This is a genomic window from Enterovibrio litoreus (assembly GCF_045679545.1).
GTDB lineage: Bacteria > Pseudomonadota > Gammaproteobacteria > Enterobacterales > Vibrionaceae > Enterovibrio.
Genome location: NZ_CP166194.1, coordinates 2,940,515 through 2,957,795, shown reverse-complemented (window position 1 = coordinate 2,957,795; position 17,281 = coordinate 2,940,515). Strand labels below are relative to the sequence as shown.

The 17,281-nt window shown below is 48.8% G+C and carries 17 protein-coding genes; 3 read left to right on the top strand and 14 right to left on the bottom strand.

Going from position 1 to position 17,281, the window contains the following annotated elements; genetic code table 11:
- Positions 1-13 precede the first annotated feature (13 nt).
- Genes AB8599_RS13105 through AB8599_RS13045 form a run of 13 tightly spaced genes read right to left on the bottom strand, consistent with a single transcriptional unit; the run spans position 14 to position 11,533 of the window.
- Positions 14-595, bottom strand: coding sequence for a DUF3261 domain-containing protein (locus tag AB8599_RS13105; protein WP_407331339.1), 582 nt, complete (start codon positions 593-595; stop codon positions 14-16).
- Positions 592-2,886 (bottom strand): MMPL family transporter, encoded by a 2,295-nt coding sequence (locus AB8599_RS13100; RefSeq protein WP_407331338.1) that lies wholly within the window; start codon positions 2,884-2,886, stop codon positions 592-594. The genes AB8599_RS13105 and AB8599_RS13100 overlap by 4 nt, the downstream gene beginning before the upstream one ends.
- Entirely contained in the window at positions 2,870-3,487 is a 618-nt protein-coding gene (locus AB8599_RS13095) for an outer membrane lipoprotein carrier protein LolA (RefSeq protein ID WP_407331337.1), read from the bottom strand. Before AB8599_RS13095 ends, AB8599_RS13100 begins: the two co-directional genes overlap by 17 nt.
- Positions 3,465-3,920, bottom strand: coding sequence for an acyl-CoA thioesterase (locus tag AB8599_RS13090; RefSeq protein WP_407331336.1), 456 nt, complete (start codon positions 3,918-3,920; stop codon positions 3,465-3,467). Before AB8599_RS13090 ends, AB8599_RS13095 begins: the two co-directional genes overlap by 23 nt.
- A complete protein-coding gene (hutH, locus tag AB8599_RS13085) occupies positions 3,905-5,449 on the bottom strand; it encodes a histidine ammonia-lyase (RefSeq protein WP_407331335.1) in 1,545 nt (514 codons plus the stop codon). The genes AB8599_RS13090 and hutH overlap by 16 nt, the downstream gene beginning before the upstream one ends.
- Entirely contained in the window at positions 5,433-7,127 is a 1,695-nt protein-coding gene (locus AB8599_RS13080; RefSeq protein WP_407331334.1) for a glycosyltransferase, read from the bottom strand. Before AB8599_RS13080 ends, hutH begins: the two co-directional genes overlap by 17 nt.
- Positions 7,124-7,477 carry a 3-hydroxyacyl-ACP dehydratase gene (locus AB8599_RS13075; protein WP_407333226.1) on the bottom strand — a complete coding sequence of 118 codons (354 nt, stop codon included), beginning with the start codon at positions 7,475-7,477 and terminating at the stop codon, positions 7,124-7,126. The genes AB8599_RS13080 and AB8599_RS13075 overlap by 4 nt, the downstream gene beginning before the upstream one ends.
- Positions 7,478-7,496: 19 nt before the next feature.
- Positions 7,497-8,864, bottom strand: a complete 1,368-nt coding sequence (locus tag AB8599_RS13070) for an AMP-binding protein (protein ID WP_407333225.1) — start codon at positions 8,862-8,864, stop codon at positions 7,497-7,499.
- Positions 8,864-9,418, bottom strand: a complete 555-nt coding sequence (locus tag AB8599_RS13065) for a hypothetical protein (RefSeq protein ID WP_407331332.1) — start codon at positions 9,416-9,418, stop codon at positions 8,864-8,866. Before AB8599_RS13065 ends, AB8599_RS13070 begins: the two co-directional genes overlap by 1 nt.
- Positions 9,418-9,675: an acyl carrier protein gene (locus tag AB8599_RS13060; protein WP_407331331.1), complete on the bottom strand. Its 258-nt coding sequence runs from the start codon at positions 9,673-9,675 to the stop codon at positions 9,418-9,420. The genes AB8599_RS13065 and AB8599_RS13060 overlap by 1 nt, the downstream gene beginning before the upstream one ends.
- Positions 9,676-9,680: 5 nt before the next feature.
- On the bottom strand, positions 9,681-9,938 hold the full coding sequence (locus AB8599_RS13055) for a phosphopantetheine-binding protein (RefSeq protein WP_407331330.1): 258 nt from the start codon (positions 9,936-9,938) through the stop codon (positions 9,681-9,683).
- Positions 9,919-10,740 carry a lysophospholipid acyltransferase family protein gene (locus AB8599_RS13050; protein WP_407331329.1) on the bottom strand — a complete coding sequence of 274 codons (822 nt, stop codon included), beginning with the start codon at positions 10,738-10,740 and terminating at the stop codon, positions 9,919-9,921. The genes AB8599_RS13055 and AB8599_RS13050 overlap by 20 nt, the downstream gene beginning before the upstream one ends.
- Positions 10,721-11,533, bottom strand: a complete 813-nt coding sequence (locus AB8599_RS13045) for a beta-ketoacyl synthase chain length factor (RefSeq protein ID WP_407331328.1) — start codon at positions 11,531-11,533, stop codon at positions 10,721-10,723. The genes AB8599_RS13050 and AB8599_RS13045 overlap by 20 nt, the downstream gene beginning before the upstream one ends.
- Before the next feature lie 73 nt (positions 11,534-11,606).
- On the opposite strand from AB8599_RS13045, the gene AB8599_RS13040 reads away from it, so the two are divergent.
- The 3 genes from AB8599_RS13040 to AB8599_RS13030 all read left to right on the top strand — a co-directional run bounded on the left by AB8599_RS13040 (position 11,607) and on the right by AB8599_RS13030 (position 14,419).
- Positions 11,607-12,002, top strand: coding sequence for a hypothetical protein (locus tag AB8599_RS13040; protein WP_407331327.1), 396 nt, complete (start codon positions 11,607-11,609; stop codon positions 12,000-12,002).
- Positions 12,003-12,030: 28 nt separating this feature from the next.
- Entirely contained in the window at positions 12,031-13,101 is a 1,071-nt protein-coding gene (locus tag AB8599_RS13035) for a methyltransferase (protein ID WP_407331326.1), read from the top strand.
- An 88-nt stretch (positions 13,102-13,189) separates the two neighbouring features.
- A complete protein-coding gene (locus AB8599_RS13030; RefSeq protein WP_407331325.1) occupies positions 13,190-14,419 on the top strand; it encodes an NAD(P)/FAD-dependent oxidoreductase in 1,230 nt (409 codons plus the stop codon).
- A gap of 58 nt (positions 14,420-14,477) precedes the next feature.
- Here the strand turns inward: AB8599_RS13030 and barA are convergent, their stop codons facing one another.
- Positions 14,478-17,222: a two-component sensor histidine kinase BarA gene (barA, locus tag AB8599_RS13025; protein WP_407331324.1), complete on the bottom strand. Its 2,745-nt coding sequence runs from the start codon at positions 17,220-17,222 to the stop codon at positions 14,478-14,480.
- Positions 17,223-17,281: the final 59 nt, after the last annotated feature.

The window sequence follows — 17,281 nt, the reverse complement described above, 5'->3', positions numbered from 1 at the left end:
GTTTGAGTCCGTTTTACTTTAGGGTATTAATGGTGATTTGATAGTGCTGGCGCAATTGTTCAAACTGAATGGTGCTTGGTATTCTCCCAGTTAACAAGGGTCCATCATACTGTATTTCAGCGACGGTTTCGCCGTTGCGATCAAGTAACGTACGATGATTTTCGCGCTCAATCATTTGCCACCCAATGGCGTTAAGTTCTGGTTTCCATGTTTCGGCAGGCCATAGCGTTAACATAATATTGAGCAGCACTTGTCGACCGTCAGGCAATACTGCCCCCAATCCCGCCAAGGTATCTTCTTCAATCTTATTGCCAGAATAGGACAGGGTAAGGATCCGCGTTCCCCAACTCGAAAACCCAACCAAGACAACGCGTTTTTCGCTGATTTGTAATTGGACAGGAAGCGTGTTGGTTTCGCCGTTCCAGTTGGCAGTGATCAATTGGCTGACGTTGGCTGTTCCGCCAAAATCAGCAGGTGATGGCAGTGAAACAAACGTATTCGGAGCGATTTCGACCTGATTGCCCTCGGGAACGGCAGCACATCCTGCCAGGCTAAGCAGGAGGAAAAGCCCAAGGAAGATGTGTGTTTTTTTCATTGTGAACGACTCTTGATGGCAAGTGGAGACAAAAGCCAAGCAATGAAAATGCCGACCAATACCGTGATACCGAAACTATGAATAGCTTCGGTGTTGCTGAGCGAGAGCAGGCCGAATGACAAAATGGTCGTCACTGCCGCTAAAGTGTTGGCGAGCAATGCACGCGCGCTGTCCTTTTGCTCGGCGAAGAACAAGGCATAGTCAATGCCGATGCCTAGTACGAGAAATAATCCAAGAAGATTGAACAAGTTCATCGGCACATCGCTATACGCCCCTGCCGCCAAACCGACACCTGCGGCAAGAACGGGAGGCAATAACACTAGGCAGGCTTGGCGTGGGCCGAATCGCCATGCAAGCACCAGAAAAATCGCCAAGACAGACAGGCTCATGAGGATGCTGATGCGGGTTCGGTATTCACCAAACAGTGACGATACGTCCTGCGCTTTATTGAGCATAGTGATGGAAGGTGTTGTTTCTATCAAAGATTGGATCTGAGCAGTATCGGTCACTTCTTGTAGCAAGATAATGGCCGCATATTGCCCATCAATATCGCCAAGCCAAAGGGGCGAAAAAGCCTTGCCTACGGGTGAGGATAAAAATGACTCTGGCAATAATGGTGAGAAGTTATCAGGGGCGACGGGCGCACTTTGTAAACCGAGTTGTTTGGCGAGCGAGTGTGCTTGCGTGTCATACAGCGCTTGCACCAGCGCCAAGTTGGCTTTTTGCACAGACACTGGCGGCACCATATCGGCCAAATTGCGGAAACCGGAAATTACGCCTTTTGCTCTCAGTTCATCTAACGCTGGAGTGAACTGATACAGAGATTCGATGACCGCTTGCTCGCTGTTTCCTCTGATTAACAACATGGGTTGGCTACTGCTCAATCCTGTGATGGCTTGAATACGACGTTCCTGTGCTTTTAACGAACTGGGTAAAGATTGCAGTTGCTGAATGTTGTCATCGTAGTCCGCAAAGCCAATGCCTAACAGGCTAATCGCCAACGTAAACAAAGGTAAGCCCCGGCGCACCGTCGCGTGTTTCCACAAGTGCAGGTAGCGTGTAGAAGCCTGTGAAAACGGCAGCGCAACATCTCGCGATGGCGAAGCCGTGAGTATGGGATACCAGCACATCACAGCAAGGAATGCCCCAATTAGGCCAGATGCAGAAAACAAAGCGAGCTGTTGTAAACCCGGGAATGGTGCGATCAACATACTGAGGTAGGCAATCAAGGTGGACACCAAGCCAAAGGTGATGGGGACACGCACGGTTGCCCATCCTTTGCGCGGGTGCCATTGCTGTCCAGCGGCGAGGCGCTCGGTCAGGAAATGGAAGGCATAATCGATAGAAACCCCAATCAGGCTCGCCCCCATTACCAAGCTAAACAGATGGATTTGTTCAAACACCATTAAGCTGACAGCGAAGGCAGTGGTAATGCCTGAACCGATTGAAAGCAGGGTAAGGCCTAATGGTAATAGACTGCGATAGACAACCAGCACCAAGAGCAGTACGCCTATCAGTGACCCTACACCAATGGTGCTGATTTCTGAACGTGCGCTGTCCGTACCAAACGCGGCGTAGAAAATGACGCCTGTATGAAGAATATCGGCATTGAATTGTTGTGCGACCTCCTCTTCTGCGGCAATGAGCGAGGGCAGCATTGTCTGATTCGCCATGCTGTAGGACGAACCACTTAGGGTGGCGCGAAGCAGCACGTAGTGCATCTCATTATGGGTGGTGGTCAGGTAACCATCGACCAAGGTAAAGCGGCCATTTTGGGCACTGAGAGATTGAATGTAGTCACGAAACAGTAAGAAAGGGTCGTCTGCCAACTCTGCGCCCGTCACCCCTGAAAACGGGTTGTACACCGATTGAAGCACCTTAGTGACTTGTTGTTCTGGTGAGGTGCGTAGCGTGACCTGTTGCTTCTGGGTAAGAAGCTGCGCTTTGTAGGGAGAGAGCGAGCGAACCCAAGCCATTTGTTCATTGGCAGAAAGTTGTCCGTCAATATGCTGAAAAATCGGCAGAGTGGAGAGCCTTGTGGCCAGTGATTCAGCGGCGCTAATCGCTTGTTGTTGCGATGATTGACCAACCAAGATAATCACCTGATCCTCCATCTGCTGCGCGACATGCTGAAACGCTTTTTGCGAAATAGGATCTTGCTGATCTTTGGGTAGTAGGTTGAGGATGTTGGTGTCTAACATCGGCGTCGCCGATGGATGCTGCCACAAAGCGGCCGCAATCAACACACACAGACTGATCAGCCAAACAATGGCTCTAGTGGCTAAAGGCACGACGTTCCTCGTCGCTCAATGTTGTGGGCGCGTGTTGGATATCAGAAAATGTGAGTGTGGTTTTATCGCCACGCAGTTCATGTAATGACAGGGTTTCAATGTCCTCGCCACCCGATAACACAATGTTATTGAACACCTGAGTGAGGGGAGCTGCAATGGGTACCAGTGAAAGCTGCCATTGGTTTTCATCCCCGGTGAGCGTGAGATCGAACTGCGTTTTCAGTGTGCGAGTATCAGCGTGAAAAAGAGAGAGAAACATCTCGCTAAAATAGAATGCCATGGGATTATCTTTGGCGTGTACGACCTGCTCTGCTTGTCCTGGAATGCGCTGACGAAGAGTTTCTCCCGCTAAAATCAAGGAAACAGGAAACGGGGAGTGTTGCTGCCACAGCAATCCATCCTCTTCACTGAGCAAGAACTCGCCTTGTGACTGCAAGGGCATATCGAGCAGGGCGATTTCACGCGTTTGGGTGAAATCCCCGCGCACGATAGAAGACGAAGCAAGGCGCTGCTGGAGATCCGGCAAATCAAACGCATGGGCAGGCAGAGATGCTAGCACCATCATCAAAGGTAAAACTTTAGCGATCAGACGATGCAGCATGGCCATAAGCCTCCAATTTGTCTGTCAATGCACGGGGCGATACAAAGCACATTTCTTCGCTTTCAATGCTCACCGCCACTTGGGTGGTGTGTCCTTTGGTAAGGCGAGTACCCGATTCGGCATCATAGATGACATAGTCAGTACGAAGTCGATTCTCGTATTCAGAGAGCTTGGCGGTCACTCGAATGGTTTGATTGAAGCGTATCGGTTTTACATACCTAACGGCGGTGTCGATGATTGGCCACATGTAGCCCGAGTCCATCATCGCCAAATAGCCGTAATCAATTTTCTCCATCATGACCCGACGCGCTTCTTCAAAGAAGCGAAAATAATTGCCGTGATAAATCACGCCCATCGGATCGGCGTCCTGAAACGCCGTGATCAGAGTTACTTCCGCTTCAAGTGCCGCCTGAGGCATTAATACAGCTCCCATTCCTGTTGCTGAATGTGTTCAATGAAACGACGAAGATCTTGCTCCAGAGGGCGATCTTCAACCACAAAGTCAAAATCACGAAACACGTTATTTGTCATATCCCGCAACGCTGGGCTGAAATGGCTCATATCCAATTCGCCGTGACGGCGTCGAATTTCCAACGCTTGGGTTGATGCCAATAAGCTGGCTGCGGTCACTTGTTCGGTCAATTCCAGTACGCGCAAGCAATCACGTGCAGCGATGGTTCCCATGCTCACCTTGTCTTGGTTGTGGCATTCGGTGGAGCGAGAGAACACACTGGCGGGCATGGTATTTTTCAACGCTTCGGCTGTCCATGCTGAAATGCCAATTTGCACCGCTTTAAAGCCATGGTTGATCGGTTTACGATCGCCTTCTGCGCCCGTCAGGTTAAAGGGCAAGCCATTGTTGAACTTGTAATCCATCAATTGCGCCATTTGACGATCAAGCAGATCGGCAATGTTCGCCACCGCGGTTTTTAGTGTGTCCATCGCCATTGCAATGTGACCACCATAGAAATGTCCACCATGAAGAACGCGCTCGTTGTCGCCATCAATAATCGGATTGTCGTTGGCACTGTTGAGCTCGTTTTCAATCATTTGTCTGAGCCAAGGCAAGGTATCTTGCAAGACGCCAATGACATGTGGAGCGCAACGAAGAGAGTAACGATCTTGCAGGCGATCGCTGTTGCGAGGCGGACGATCTGCTTGCAAATCTTCTCTCAGCCAGCGTGCAATTTGTTGCTGACCAGGGTGAGGTTTCACGGCGAAAAGCGCTTCATCAAAATGGAAGTCGTTGCCATGCATTGCCAGCGACACCATGGCAGTAATACGCGTCGACAGTTGAACCAAGTACTCGGCGCGTTTAAAGGCTAAACAGGCGAGAGCAGTCATCACTGAGGTGCCGTTCATCATCGCCAAGCCTTCTTTAGGTTTCAGCGTGATTGGCTCAATCCCTAATTCTGCAAAGACGTCGGCGGTCGGGCGAATATCACCCTTGTACAGAACTTCTCGTTCGCCGATCAGCGTGGCAGCGACATAAGAAAGTGGCGTTAAATCACCACTGGCACCGACCGAGCCTTCTTGCGGAATACGCGGTGAAATGTCTTGGTTGATCAAGGTCACTAGCTGATTGAGCAAGTCCATGCTGACACCCGACACGCCTTGCGTGAGGGAGTTGAGCCTTGTCGCCAGTACGGCGCGGCTTTGCACATGATCGAGGTTTTGCCCTAGTCCGCAGCCGTGAAAGCGTGTTAGGTGAAGTGGAAGCTCATTAACCAGCTCAGGAGGAATCGCTACGGTGCAAGAATCACCATATCCCGTGGTGACGCCATAAATCACCCCTTCTTCTTTTAATAGGCGCTCTAAAAACTGGGTGCCACGATCAATGCGAGCTGAGAACTCAGGATCATGATTAAGTGCGGCGTGGTGACCATTTGCAATGGCTACCACGGATTCGATGGTAAGCGGGCCATCACCAAATACGATAGTGTTATCAGCGTTGAGTGTCATTGTCGTTGCTCGTTAACTGCCAAAAATTGAAAAAGTTATACCATTGAAGCGGTACTTTGAGTGTGTGGTGCTCTAACCGCTTTGCATAACGTTCGACGACCTCTTGAAGTGCTTCTTCTCGCTTTCCTCGAGGTAAGAGGATTGGGTCATAAAACGGTTCGAAATACACGTTGAAATGCGGGCTATTGCAGCCCTCTTCACGGATCCCAAATAGAAGAAACACGGGCGCTTTCAGCACTGCGGCCAATACGAAAGGTCCTTGCGGAAAGGGAGCGGGCTGGCCGAGGAAATCTGCCATGACTACACGGCCTTCTCGCGTGACTGAGGTTCTGTCTCCAACAATGACGATCCACTCTCCCTGGTCGATTTTTTGTTGCAGCATAATTGCTGTGTCTGGACCTAAATTGGATACGGTGAGTAGGTTTACCGATGAGTTTGGATTGACTTCGTCCATCACGCGATTGAACTGTTCGGCATGCTCGGTAAACACGAGTGCATTGATTTTTACCTTGGTATGACGGCGGCTGAGTGCACGGCAAAGTTCAATATTGCCTAGGTGTGAACCAATCATAATTGCACCACGTTTTTCGGCGACGATACGCTGAAAATGTTCAGCACCAGAAATGGTCAAATGACTTTCGTCAAAGTCGCCCTGCCAAGCGGCGAGCTTATCCATCATGGTTTCGCCAAACGACACCAAGTGACGATAAGACGTAAGGTTTGGCGTTTCGGGCAGATTGTGTTGCTGTGAGTATTCACCAACCCGACGCAGAAAATCTTCAGATGCACTTCGCGCTGCCTTTCCGGTCAGCCAGTAGTAAACCATGACGGGACGTAGCAAAAGGCTGAATGCTTTTCTACCAAGAATCCGGTAGATGCTGAGCAGTATTTTGATGCCTAAAATGGTGCCGCGTTCTTTTCGACGTGACCAGTGGGCGTTTTTGTTTTTTTTCATCGCCAGCAAGCGCGGGATTTTTGGCAACATGGAAAAAAACAGCATGGTGTGCATTTTGCTGATACGCACATTGTCACGCAGTGCATCGAAGTGGGAGAGGCCGCCTTCGGGATAGATGACGCGAATATCAATGAACCGGATATCTATGCCTTCCCAGTACATTCGCACCATGATCTCGATGTCGAAATCCATGCGTTGACCGGGAGAGGATTGCTCGATGACGACCAGGGTTTGTGCCAACGGGTAGGCGCGAAAGCCACACATTGAGTCTTTGATGGAGGTAGATAAGGTTTCAATCATGACCCAAAAATGGGTGATGTAGCGACCATATAACCGCGATTTGGGCACGGATTCGTCGTAAACCGGACAGCCCGAAATCAGAGATAGAGGGTTAGCGGTTGAGGCGGCAATCAGTTCTGGGACAGCAGTGAGGTCGTGTTGTCCGTCTGCATCAATTTGCAAGGCGTGGGTAAAACCGAGTTCAGCGGCTTTGCGCATGCCTGCCATGACTGCGCCGCCTTTACCTTGATTTTCCTGCAAGGTATGAAGATGAACATCCGTATTTTTCTCAACCAGAGCAAGCTGCTGTTTGGTCTGGTTGTCACTGCCATCATCGACGATGACGACAGGCAGAGAGAACGCATGCAGGGCGGTAACCACCTCGCCAATCGTTGCACCGTGATTGTAGCAAGGGATCAAAAAGCACGGGTTATAGGTGTTCATTCACATTCGCTCAATAGCATCCGGCCTGATGAATGTGCAGATTGGCCAGAGTCATATCGGAAGTATAATTTTTGTTTCTCAGCATCCCAAGTTAACGACAAGGTGACTGTCATGTCTGGCAAGATAGGCTCTTGGAATTTGATCACTTCCATCCCACCAAATGAGCCGGTCAAGCCAAAATATTCTCGCGCATAATTCACGGCCAGATCGATCTGTGTAACGCCGGGCAGGATGGAGTATTGTGGGAAATGCCCTTTAAAATCCTCGAGCGCCCGGTCGATTTTGAGCGTCAATGTGGCTGAGTTTTCAGTGATATCAGCACTGATCACTGTGGGTTTTCGTTGCATGATCTTCCTGTATGCAGTGATGCTATTGGTCGGCGAACAAGGCTTCAATGAGTGGATGCTGCCTTTTACCCTGACTATTTTGCGGGATATGTTGCACAAATCGCAACTGCCTTGGAATGGCGATAGGTTCTAGCCATGCTCTGAGAGACTGACGCATCGACAGTTTGAACTTGCCTTGGCCCATGCTATTTAAGGTTTTCCATCCTTGCGCAGATAATACCACTGCTGCGCCGATGACTTGCCTGTCATCTTGAGATAACACCAATGCTGCTGCGTCGATGACCCATGGATTTTGACAAAGGCGCTGTTCGATTTCCGGCAGGGAAACGCGCTTCTCTTCAATTTTCACCACGCGATCTGCTCGTCCTTTCAGCAGGAAGTGCTGAGCATTTATCAGGTCGCAAATATCAGCGGTGTGATACCAGTTATGTGGGTCAATATAGGGTGAAAGCAGTGACAAGCAGCCCTCTGCGTCCAGTGATGCCTGAATGCCATCAAACAAGCGCCAAGGTGTAGATTCTTCATCTTGTTGGCGAAAGCCTATACCACCTGTCTCGGTGCTGCCATAGACCTCAATGGGTAACTCACCAAGACGTATTGCACTGTGCTTGGCTGCATCATGAGGTAAAGGGCCTCCGGATGAGTAGATCGCACCATACGATCCTGATGCGGTTTGATCGGCTAGCCTTTTTAGTAAAGCAGGGCTGCTGACCAACACATGGTCAGGTTTGGCTTGCGCAATGACCTGCTCTGGATAGATCAAATCGCTGCACATAAAAGGGCGACCTGCACAGAGTGGCCAAAGCACACGAAACAGTAAACCGTAAATATGCTGATGGGAAACCGTGCTAAAGAACGTGGCGTGGTGAACCTGCTTGCCCCATTGCTGCTCGAGCTGGTTTAGCTCTTGTTGCAATTGAAATAGCGATTTTTCAACGGCTTTTGGCGTGCCGCTAGATCCTGACGTAAACAAGGTTAAATGAATATTATCAAAAGATTGTAGCGGCGCGTTGTCTGCCTCTAGGAGAGCGTCAGTATGGGGAAGTGATACCGCTGATACACCTTGCGGCGGCGTGACGCGCGTGTCATGAAGAATGCCATCATAGTGTTCGGTCAGTTCGGCTAGCGCCCCTGGCTGTAAATTCCCAGGCAAAATGATCGATTTATTGGCATGACACAGGGCAAGAAAGGCGGTGGCAAAGAGATAGCTGTCTTCAAACGCCAGCGCCCACTTTTGTTCCTGTAACGCCGTTAGCTGGTGGCTGAGAGTCGTGACATCGCGAGTGAATTCATACCAACTGCGTTCGGTACGATCTTCATTGAAGGCGACGCAATGGGTTGGGGGTCTCTCCGTGGTGCTAACTAACGTTGAAAGTGGTGCCAAGGAAATCACGAGGTTTGAACCTTTTTTCTTATTAAATACTCCACAGCAAACAACACCCCAGCGGCAATATAGCTTAGTAAACCGTTATATAAGGTCCAGTAAGTCAGCGGCATGAAACAAGTGAGCCACGCGATAGTGCCGTTTAAGAGAAAAAACACGCACCAGACTTTGGTCACTTTGCGGGTGTAGTTAACTCCAGAAGGGGGGAGATTCGGCTCTTGTAGCCTTGCGAGTTGCTCAATAATACTTTGTGGTTGCGTCAAACTATGCGCGAAGACAGCTAACATCGCGCTGTTGACCACCACTGGGTAGTAGAGAAACCAGTCGTGTTGTTTGAACAAATAGCCGAGTGACGCGAGGGCGATACCCATCGAACCTGTCAGAAGGGCTAAGTGTTTAAGCGGGCCGGAGCCTGTGAGCTGACCAGAAGCAATTCGGCACAAAAAGAGAACGATGAGAAGCAATGCCAGAGGGGCTGCGCCCCAATAGGATAACCCTGCGTAGACCGCCAGTGGGTAAGCGAGAAGAAGTATTCCTGCTACGGCACTGATGATTCTCATTAGTTTGTTGCTAATAGATCGGCAACAGCATCTACGACATCTTGCACAGTGCGCACGGATTTAAATTCATCCGGTTTGATTTTCTTACCTGTGGTGTTTTGCAGATGTACCACGAGATCGACCGCATCAATGCTATCAAGATCGAGCTCTTGATAAAGGTTTGCATCCGGTGTGATATCGTCTGGTGCTAATTCAAATAACTCGACTAACGCATCGCGAACTTGTTCAAATATTTGTGCTTTATTTACTTCTGTCATGCTTACTACGCTTTGTTGGCAGAGATGAAACTAGCCAAGTTAGCGACAGAGGCGAAATGCTCACGAGTATTGCTGTCGTCAGCATCGATCACCACGTTGTACGCTTTCTTGATAGCTAGGCCAAGCTCAAGTGCATCGATGGAGTCCAGCCCCAGACCTTCCCCAAACAGGGGGGCATCCGTGTCGATGTCGTCAATAGTCAGATCTTCTAGGTTAAGTGCCTCGATGATCAGTGTCTTAATATCATTTTGTAGTGTATTCACAGTAGCCTTCTTTTGTTGAATGTTGATGTTTGGAATTTTCAGTATTGGGGAAGAGCTCGGTTGCTAATCTTCGATTAAGACGACGAGCTGCTGTTGGTTCCGCTACATCACTGCCAGTAAATTCACTCGCGGCTATCTTACCCTTCACCTCCACATGAAAAAAGGGGCGAATGTCGGGAACCTGATACCATTTTTTCTCTTTCGTGAGAAAGCTAGGCGTGACAGTGATGTGAATGATGCGGATGTCTGTTTTTGTGCGCACGGCAATTTGTGAGGCGCCGCGCTGCAAGTTGGGCGTAATACCTGGTTTGGAACGTGTTCCTTCAGGAAATATCAGAAGAACATTGCCTTGGCTTAAACGCTCACCACAGCGGGACAGAAGATCGTCAGGGTTGTTGTTGGGAATGTAGCCTGCGGCTTTAACAATGCCCTTCATAAAAGGATTGCGCCAAATTGCGGCTTTAACCAAGCAATCACACTGTGGAAGCTGAGAAGCAATCAGGACGTAATCAATCAAGCTAGGGTGATTCGCCAAGATAAGGCAGTTCTTGTCATCCTTCAGTGCGTCAGCCCCTGAAATCCGAAAGTTAATCGCGCCCGTGTATTTCATGGTGAGACAAAAAGCAGTAAATGTGCGTTGAATAATGCGCTGCACACGATTTTCTCGCTCTCGCGCATCGCGAGCTGAAAAGGTCATGACTGGGCAGACAATAAACGTCAGGCACAGCGCGCCTAAACCAAAAAGGCTAAAGCAAAATCCGGTCGCGAGAATGCGCCAACCTTTACTCAGCGATTGCCACATTTTGCGTCCTTTTTATCTTCCATTGCCAGCGTTGGCGAGCACTTTGAATACTAAACTCAGGTTCTAAGTTTAAGCATTTAGCATAAAAAGCTAATGCCTGTGGCAGAGCAGCCTCGGAGCGATCTTCAGGCATGCTTTTGCGAGAAACGGTGATCTGCTCACCCTGTTCGACAACCATCCCGAGCGCATAAGGCGGTAAATGGTGTATTTCAAATGGCGTATAGGGGGCGGGCAAGGGGGCATCAAAATCGATGATCAGTACTTTATGTGTTGGGTTTTCTGCCAAATAAATGGCCGCTTCAGTGAGGGCATAGTGAAAGGAATCTTCACCACCAGACAGGGACGTTGCTGGCACCGCTTGTTTTGTCGCGATGGTAAACAATCCGGCTGCGGTATTATGGACAGATTGCGAGAATGCGGTAGGGGATGCTTCTTCCCCCGCCAGAATGTCGGTGAGCAAGGTGATGGTCCGTTGAAGTTCGCCATGCCGACTAGAAAACACGGCAAAATTCACGGAGTCATGCTGAGTTAATTGCGCAGCGATTTGCACCGCCAGCTTGCTGATATTGCTCATGCGACGTCGCATCATCGCAGGTATCGCGCTTGTTGGCGGCATACCCGAATCAGTCGGCCACTGATAACCGTTGTGACACCAATTTGCCCAGTCATCTTGATTTTCTAGACCAGGTGAAAGTGCGGTGAGACTTCGCAGATTAAATTGAATACTACTCATGACGGGTGCTATAACATCGGTGATTATGTGATCGATCAAGGTATTGTCTGCTTGATCCATGTTTAATGCTCGATCATATCGTAATCAGTTAAACACGCAACAAAGGGTTTGAATCAATAACAAGGAGTCAGTCGTGAATTTTAAAAGATGTCTAGCTTTATTGGCAGTTTCTGTTGTGCTTGCTGGGTGTGGCCGTGTGCAGCCTATCAAGAATGTAGAGAATGTTCCCGTGGCGTTTAATGTGCCAGCCGCATCGGTGAAACAAGCCATTTTAGCATCAGGTGCAGATCGTGGTTGGGTCATGACAGAAACGTCACCGGGCGTGATCCGTGGCGAATTGTTTGTTCGCTCTCATCGTGCTGTGATTGATGTATTGTATAGCGACAAGAGTTATTCGATTGATTATGTCGACTCTGAAAACTTGAAGTACAGTGACGGTAAAATTCACCGTAACTACAATCGCTGGATCAATAATCTGGATGTTGATATCCGTAAAAAATTAGCTGTGCTGAGCGCATCGAAGTCGTAAGCACACCGTTTAGGTAGTAGGTTTTAGCGTGAAATCTTTTGAAGTAGATCCGTATAACGGATTGAACGCGAAAACAGAGGCGCAAAAGCTAGCTTTTGCGCCGATTGTTTTTCATACCGCACGCACGTTGCGTGATCTCAATATTCTTTCTGCCCTTGATGAAGCGGGCAATGAAGGCTTGGAAGCCACGGATATAGCCAAGACTACGGGTGTATCTGAGTATGGCGTTAAAGTGTTGTTAGACATGGCCATTTGTGCGCATATCGTGACGTGGAAAGCACCGCGATATCGCCTTGCGAATCTCGGCTATTTTTTGCTTCATGACGGCATGACGCGTGCCAACATGGATTTCACCGCTGACGTTTGCTACGCCGCGATGAGCCATCTTACCGAGTCGATTGAAACAGGCACGCCAGCCGGTCTGAAAGAGCTGGGTGACTGGAGTACGATTTACGAAGGCTTGTCTCAGCTGCCTGAAAAAGCGAAAGAAAGTTGGTTTCAATTCGATCACTTCTATTCTGATCGTTCGTTTCCGTTGTTGCTAAAAAAAGTCTTCGCTGAACCACCCAAGAGGCTGTTTGATATTGGTGGCAATACAGGGAAGTGGGCAACGCAATGCTGCCAATATGACAGCGAAGTTGAAGTGACTATCATTGACTTACCGCAGCAACTTGCCATGGCAAAAGAACAAGCCAAACGGATTGGCTTGGAAGGTCGAATTAAAGGGCACGCTTTTAATGCGCTTGATGCGTCGCAGCCCTTACCTCAAGGTGCAGACGTGTGGTGGATGAGCCAATTTTTAGATTGCTTCTCTCCGATGGAAATTCTCAGTATTTTACGACGTGTTCGCGCGGCAATGGCGCTTGATGCCACTGTCTATATTTTGGATTTATTTTGGGATGCCCAAAAATACGATGCTGCGGCATATAGCTTAAATGCGACCTCGTTGTATTTTACTTGCCTTGCAAATGGCAACAGTCGCTTCTATCGTTGCGAAGAATTTGTTCAGATTGCTGAAGAAGCAGGGTTTGATGTTGTTGAAAGAACCGATGATATTGGCTTAGGCCATACTTTGTTGACACTCAAAGCCCGTGTTTGAATCACTGCATTAAGCATTAAGCATTAAGCATTAAGCATTAAGCATTAAGCATTAAGCATTAAGCATTAAAAAGCCAAGGAGACATTGTTTGAATTTGGAAATCACTCAGGTTGCGATTATTGGCGCAGGACCATCCGGTGCCATTGCAGCTGCTTTGTTAAATCAAAAGGGCATCGACGTCATTGTGCTTGAGAAGGCGACATTTCCTCGCTTTTCTATCGGTGAAAGCTTGTTGCCAGCGTGCATGGAATCCATTCGCGCGGCAGGTATGCTTGATGCGGTTAACAACGCGGGTTTCCAATTCAAAAATGGTGCAGCGTTTAATCGCCAAGGTCGCTATATCAGTTTTGATTTCACAGACAAGTTCTCACCGGGTATTGGCACGACATTTCAAGTTCAGCGCGGCACCTTTGATAAGGTGCTGGCTGATGATGCCGAACGACAAGGCGTAACCATTCGCTATCAGCATGAGATAGCGTCGGTGGATCTGGACGGTCCTAAACCATGCCTAACCGTGAAGAACGAGAAAGGTGAAGCCTATGCGCTTGAAGCTGAATTCATTCTTGATGCTAGTGGATTTGGGCGTGTTCTTCCGCGTCTGTTAAACCTTGAAACGCCATCCTGCCTTCCTCCTCGCCAAGCCATTTTTACGCACATTGTTGATCACATTGATGATGAACAATATGACCGAGAGAAGATTCTGATTTCCGTTCATCCCGAAAATCAGGACGTGTGGTATTGGCTGATCCCGTTTAGCAATGGCACCTGTTCATTTGGCATTGTCGGCGAGCCTGCATTTTTTGAGCGTTACCCTGACAATCATATTGATGCCATTCGTCAACTCGCATCAGAAGAGCCTCGTTTGGCCGTGTTGCTAGCCAATGCAGAGTATCCGAATCCGTCAGGTCAGATTGGTGGCTATTCGGCGAATGTGTCCACGCTGGCGACAGACAAGTTTGCGTTACTCGGAAATGCAGGGGAGTTTCTTGATCCGGTATTTTCTTCGGGCGTGACGATTGCGATGAAATCCGCTGAGCTGGCGGTTGATGTCTTATCGCGCCAGTTGATGGGGGAGGACGTTGATTGGACAACTGCCTACGAACAGCCTCTACTGAAAGGCATTGATACTTTCCGTTGCTATGTTGAGGGATGGTACAAGGGGACGTTGCAGGACGTGATTTTCTATCCAAATCCTGATGCCAAAATTAAGCAGATGATTTGCTCAATACTTGCTGGCTACGCATGGGATGAAGACAATCCATACGTCAAAGAACCGGTCAGACGCTTGAAGACACTGGCGACTATTTGCGCCGAATAAACCAACAGAGAGCCAGCGATGAAACGGCAGGAAAATATCTTTTTCTGCCGTTTTTTGATCAGCCGTTGTCGTTCAGATAATGCGGTGATTGCTCACGAATATTGTTCATTTCATCCAGAAGTTCACATAACTCAGGCTCAAGGTCGTCAGTGTCAGCACCTTGTTTAAACTGTGTCTCCAGCTCATAGCAAAGTCTTTTTAGCCTTGGCACACCGCTGTAGGCACAACTGCCATGCAGTTTATGAATGATTGGCCAAAGCGCTATGTTGTCGCCCTCAAGCGCATGGTTGACCTTCTCTTCTACCTCGTCAAATGAGCGCACTAACATTTGCAGCATTTCTTTGGCGAGCGCTTCTTTACCGGATGCTTGCTTCATCGCCAATGACCAATCAATGCAAAGTGATGAGCTGACATTGTTGGCTTTGATCAGCGGGCTAGAAGGTTGAACATCACCGGTGTGCGGATGGGTCCAGTGGTGAAGAACTTGTTCAAGAATATGCTCCTCAATCGGCTTGGTGAGGTAATCATCCATGCCCTCTTCAAGCAGACGTTCACGTTCTCCTGCCATGGCATGAGCGGTTACCGCGATAACGGGTGTTTGGTGATTCAAAGACGATTGCCGAATCTCTTTGCATGCGGTTACGCCATCCATTTCGGGCATTTGAATGTCCATCAAAATGAGATCAAAGTGCTGCGAACGGGCGCGATTTACCGCATGTCTGCCATCATGTGCCGTCACGACATTCGTCACTCTTTCTTTCAACAGTGCAGTGATCAATTTTAGGTTGGCAGGGTTGTCATCAACCGCCATGACGGTCATCGGCAGTTTGTTGGTATGGGTCTCTACCGCCGGAGGCAACACTTCAGGCGCTTGTTTCTCACCTTGAAGCAGCTCTACCAATTTGCGTACTGACAGTGGTTTTGCAAGGCATGCATTCACGCCAGAACTTAACAAATGCTCTGATAGTGCCAGTTCTGTAGTCGGCAGACAGAAAATGACTTTGTCACTGAACGTTTCAGCATGAGTCGCTTGGGCTATCAAGGTCTCAGGCGAAGGAACGTTACTGGCATCGACACAAATTAGCACGCAAGAGACGAGGTCAGATTGCTCAGGAAGGGTGTCTACGCTGCGAATGCTGAGGCCAAATTGGGATAAGCGCTCACTCATTAATTGGCGGCTTTCAATGTCTGATTCGACCAAGAGCAGCGATTGTCCGGCCAGTGCTTCATTGTCGATCGGCTGCACCAATGGCAAGTCGGTTTTCATCAGTGACAAGGTAAACCAGAACGTTGAACCTTGGTGTAAGCGACTGCTGAAACCGATATCGCCGCCCATCTGTTTCACCAGATTTTGCGTGATCACCAAGCCTAAGCCTGTACCGCCATAACGGCGACTGATGCTGGCATCGGCTTGACGGAATGCTTGGAATAGCTGGGCTTGCTGACGTTCTGAAATACCGATCCCCGAATCACGGATAACGAACTGAAGCTCCAATTGCTCATCGCGTTGTTGTTTCAGTTCCACGCTGATGCGGATATGACCGCGCTCGGTAAATTTGGTGGCGTTACCAATAAGGTTAGTGAGTACTTGCTGAATACGAAGCGGATCGCCAATCACACCAGAAGGAATGCGAGGGTCAATGCGCAGATCCAGTTCAAGCCCTTTTTCGTGTGCCATTGGCGCGAGCAGACGCATCACTTCTTCTAGTGACTCTTCAAAATCAAATGGGATGTTTTCCAGCAACAATTTGCCAGCTTCGAGTTTTGAGAAGTCCAGAATGTCATTGATGATGGTGAGCAGGTTGTTGGCGGACTTTTCGATAGTCTGTAGGTAGTCTTGCTGGCTACTGCTTAATTGGGTTTTGAGCATCTGGCGCGTAAAGCCGATCACGCCATTGAGTGGCGTACGCAGTTCGTGCGACATATTGGCCAAAAATTCGGATTTCACACGGGCTGCTTCTTGCGCATTTTTCTTGGCAATATCTAATTCAACGTTTTGAATCTCAAGCTGTTCGAGGGTTTCACGCAAATCTGAGGTCGCCTGATCGATGCTCTGTTGCATCTCTAAATGATACTCAGATAGCGAGATTGCCATGGCGTTAATGCCGTTTTTTAGGGTGTCGAGTTCGCCCAGTAATTTGCCTTCAATCCGAACATCGAGATGACCTCGACGAATTCGATCGATCATATTAATCATTTGGGTGATCGGTGTTTCAACATCAAGCAGCAAGCGATAAGCAAAAAAGCCTGACAAAATGACGCCAAGGATCAGTACGACGCCTGCGGAAATAATTTCCTGATATTGCTTGAGTTTGACCGTGGATAAATCCATTTCCATCGTGATGTAACCGATGGTTTGATCTTCCGTCAGGTTATTATTAAAACCGCCAATCGCACGAATGGGGGCTCGCAACAGCAAGGTGTCTTGTAATCGACTGATTTCAAGACGATCGGGTAGCGGTTGCCCTTCAGGGATGGCCATTAAATCGAGATTGCGATGGTAGTTCGAGGTCACGAAGAGGTCATTTTGACCTGAGAACACCGCAATGCTGCGAATGTACTGACTGTGTTGGCGATGCGTATGGCCGATGAGTCGGCGCACGTTTTCGCGGCTTTCATTAGAAAGACCGATTTCACTGGCGATTGCCAATGGTTCAATGATCGCCTGACCGGCCACGCTCAATTGCTGTTCCAGCTCTTGATAGCGGTTTTTGATAAAGTAGCCACTGAGCAAAATGCCGATGATCAGCGTCGGTGCAATGGTAAGGGTTATTACTCTGGCGCGAAGTCCGTATTTGGTCATGCTGTTTGTTCTGTGGGAGAATTGCCGTCATTTTGATGACGTACCTGATCATGACATAT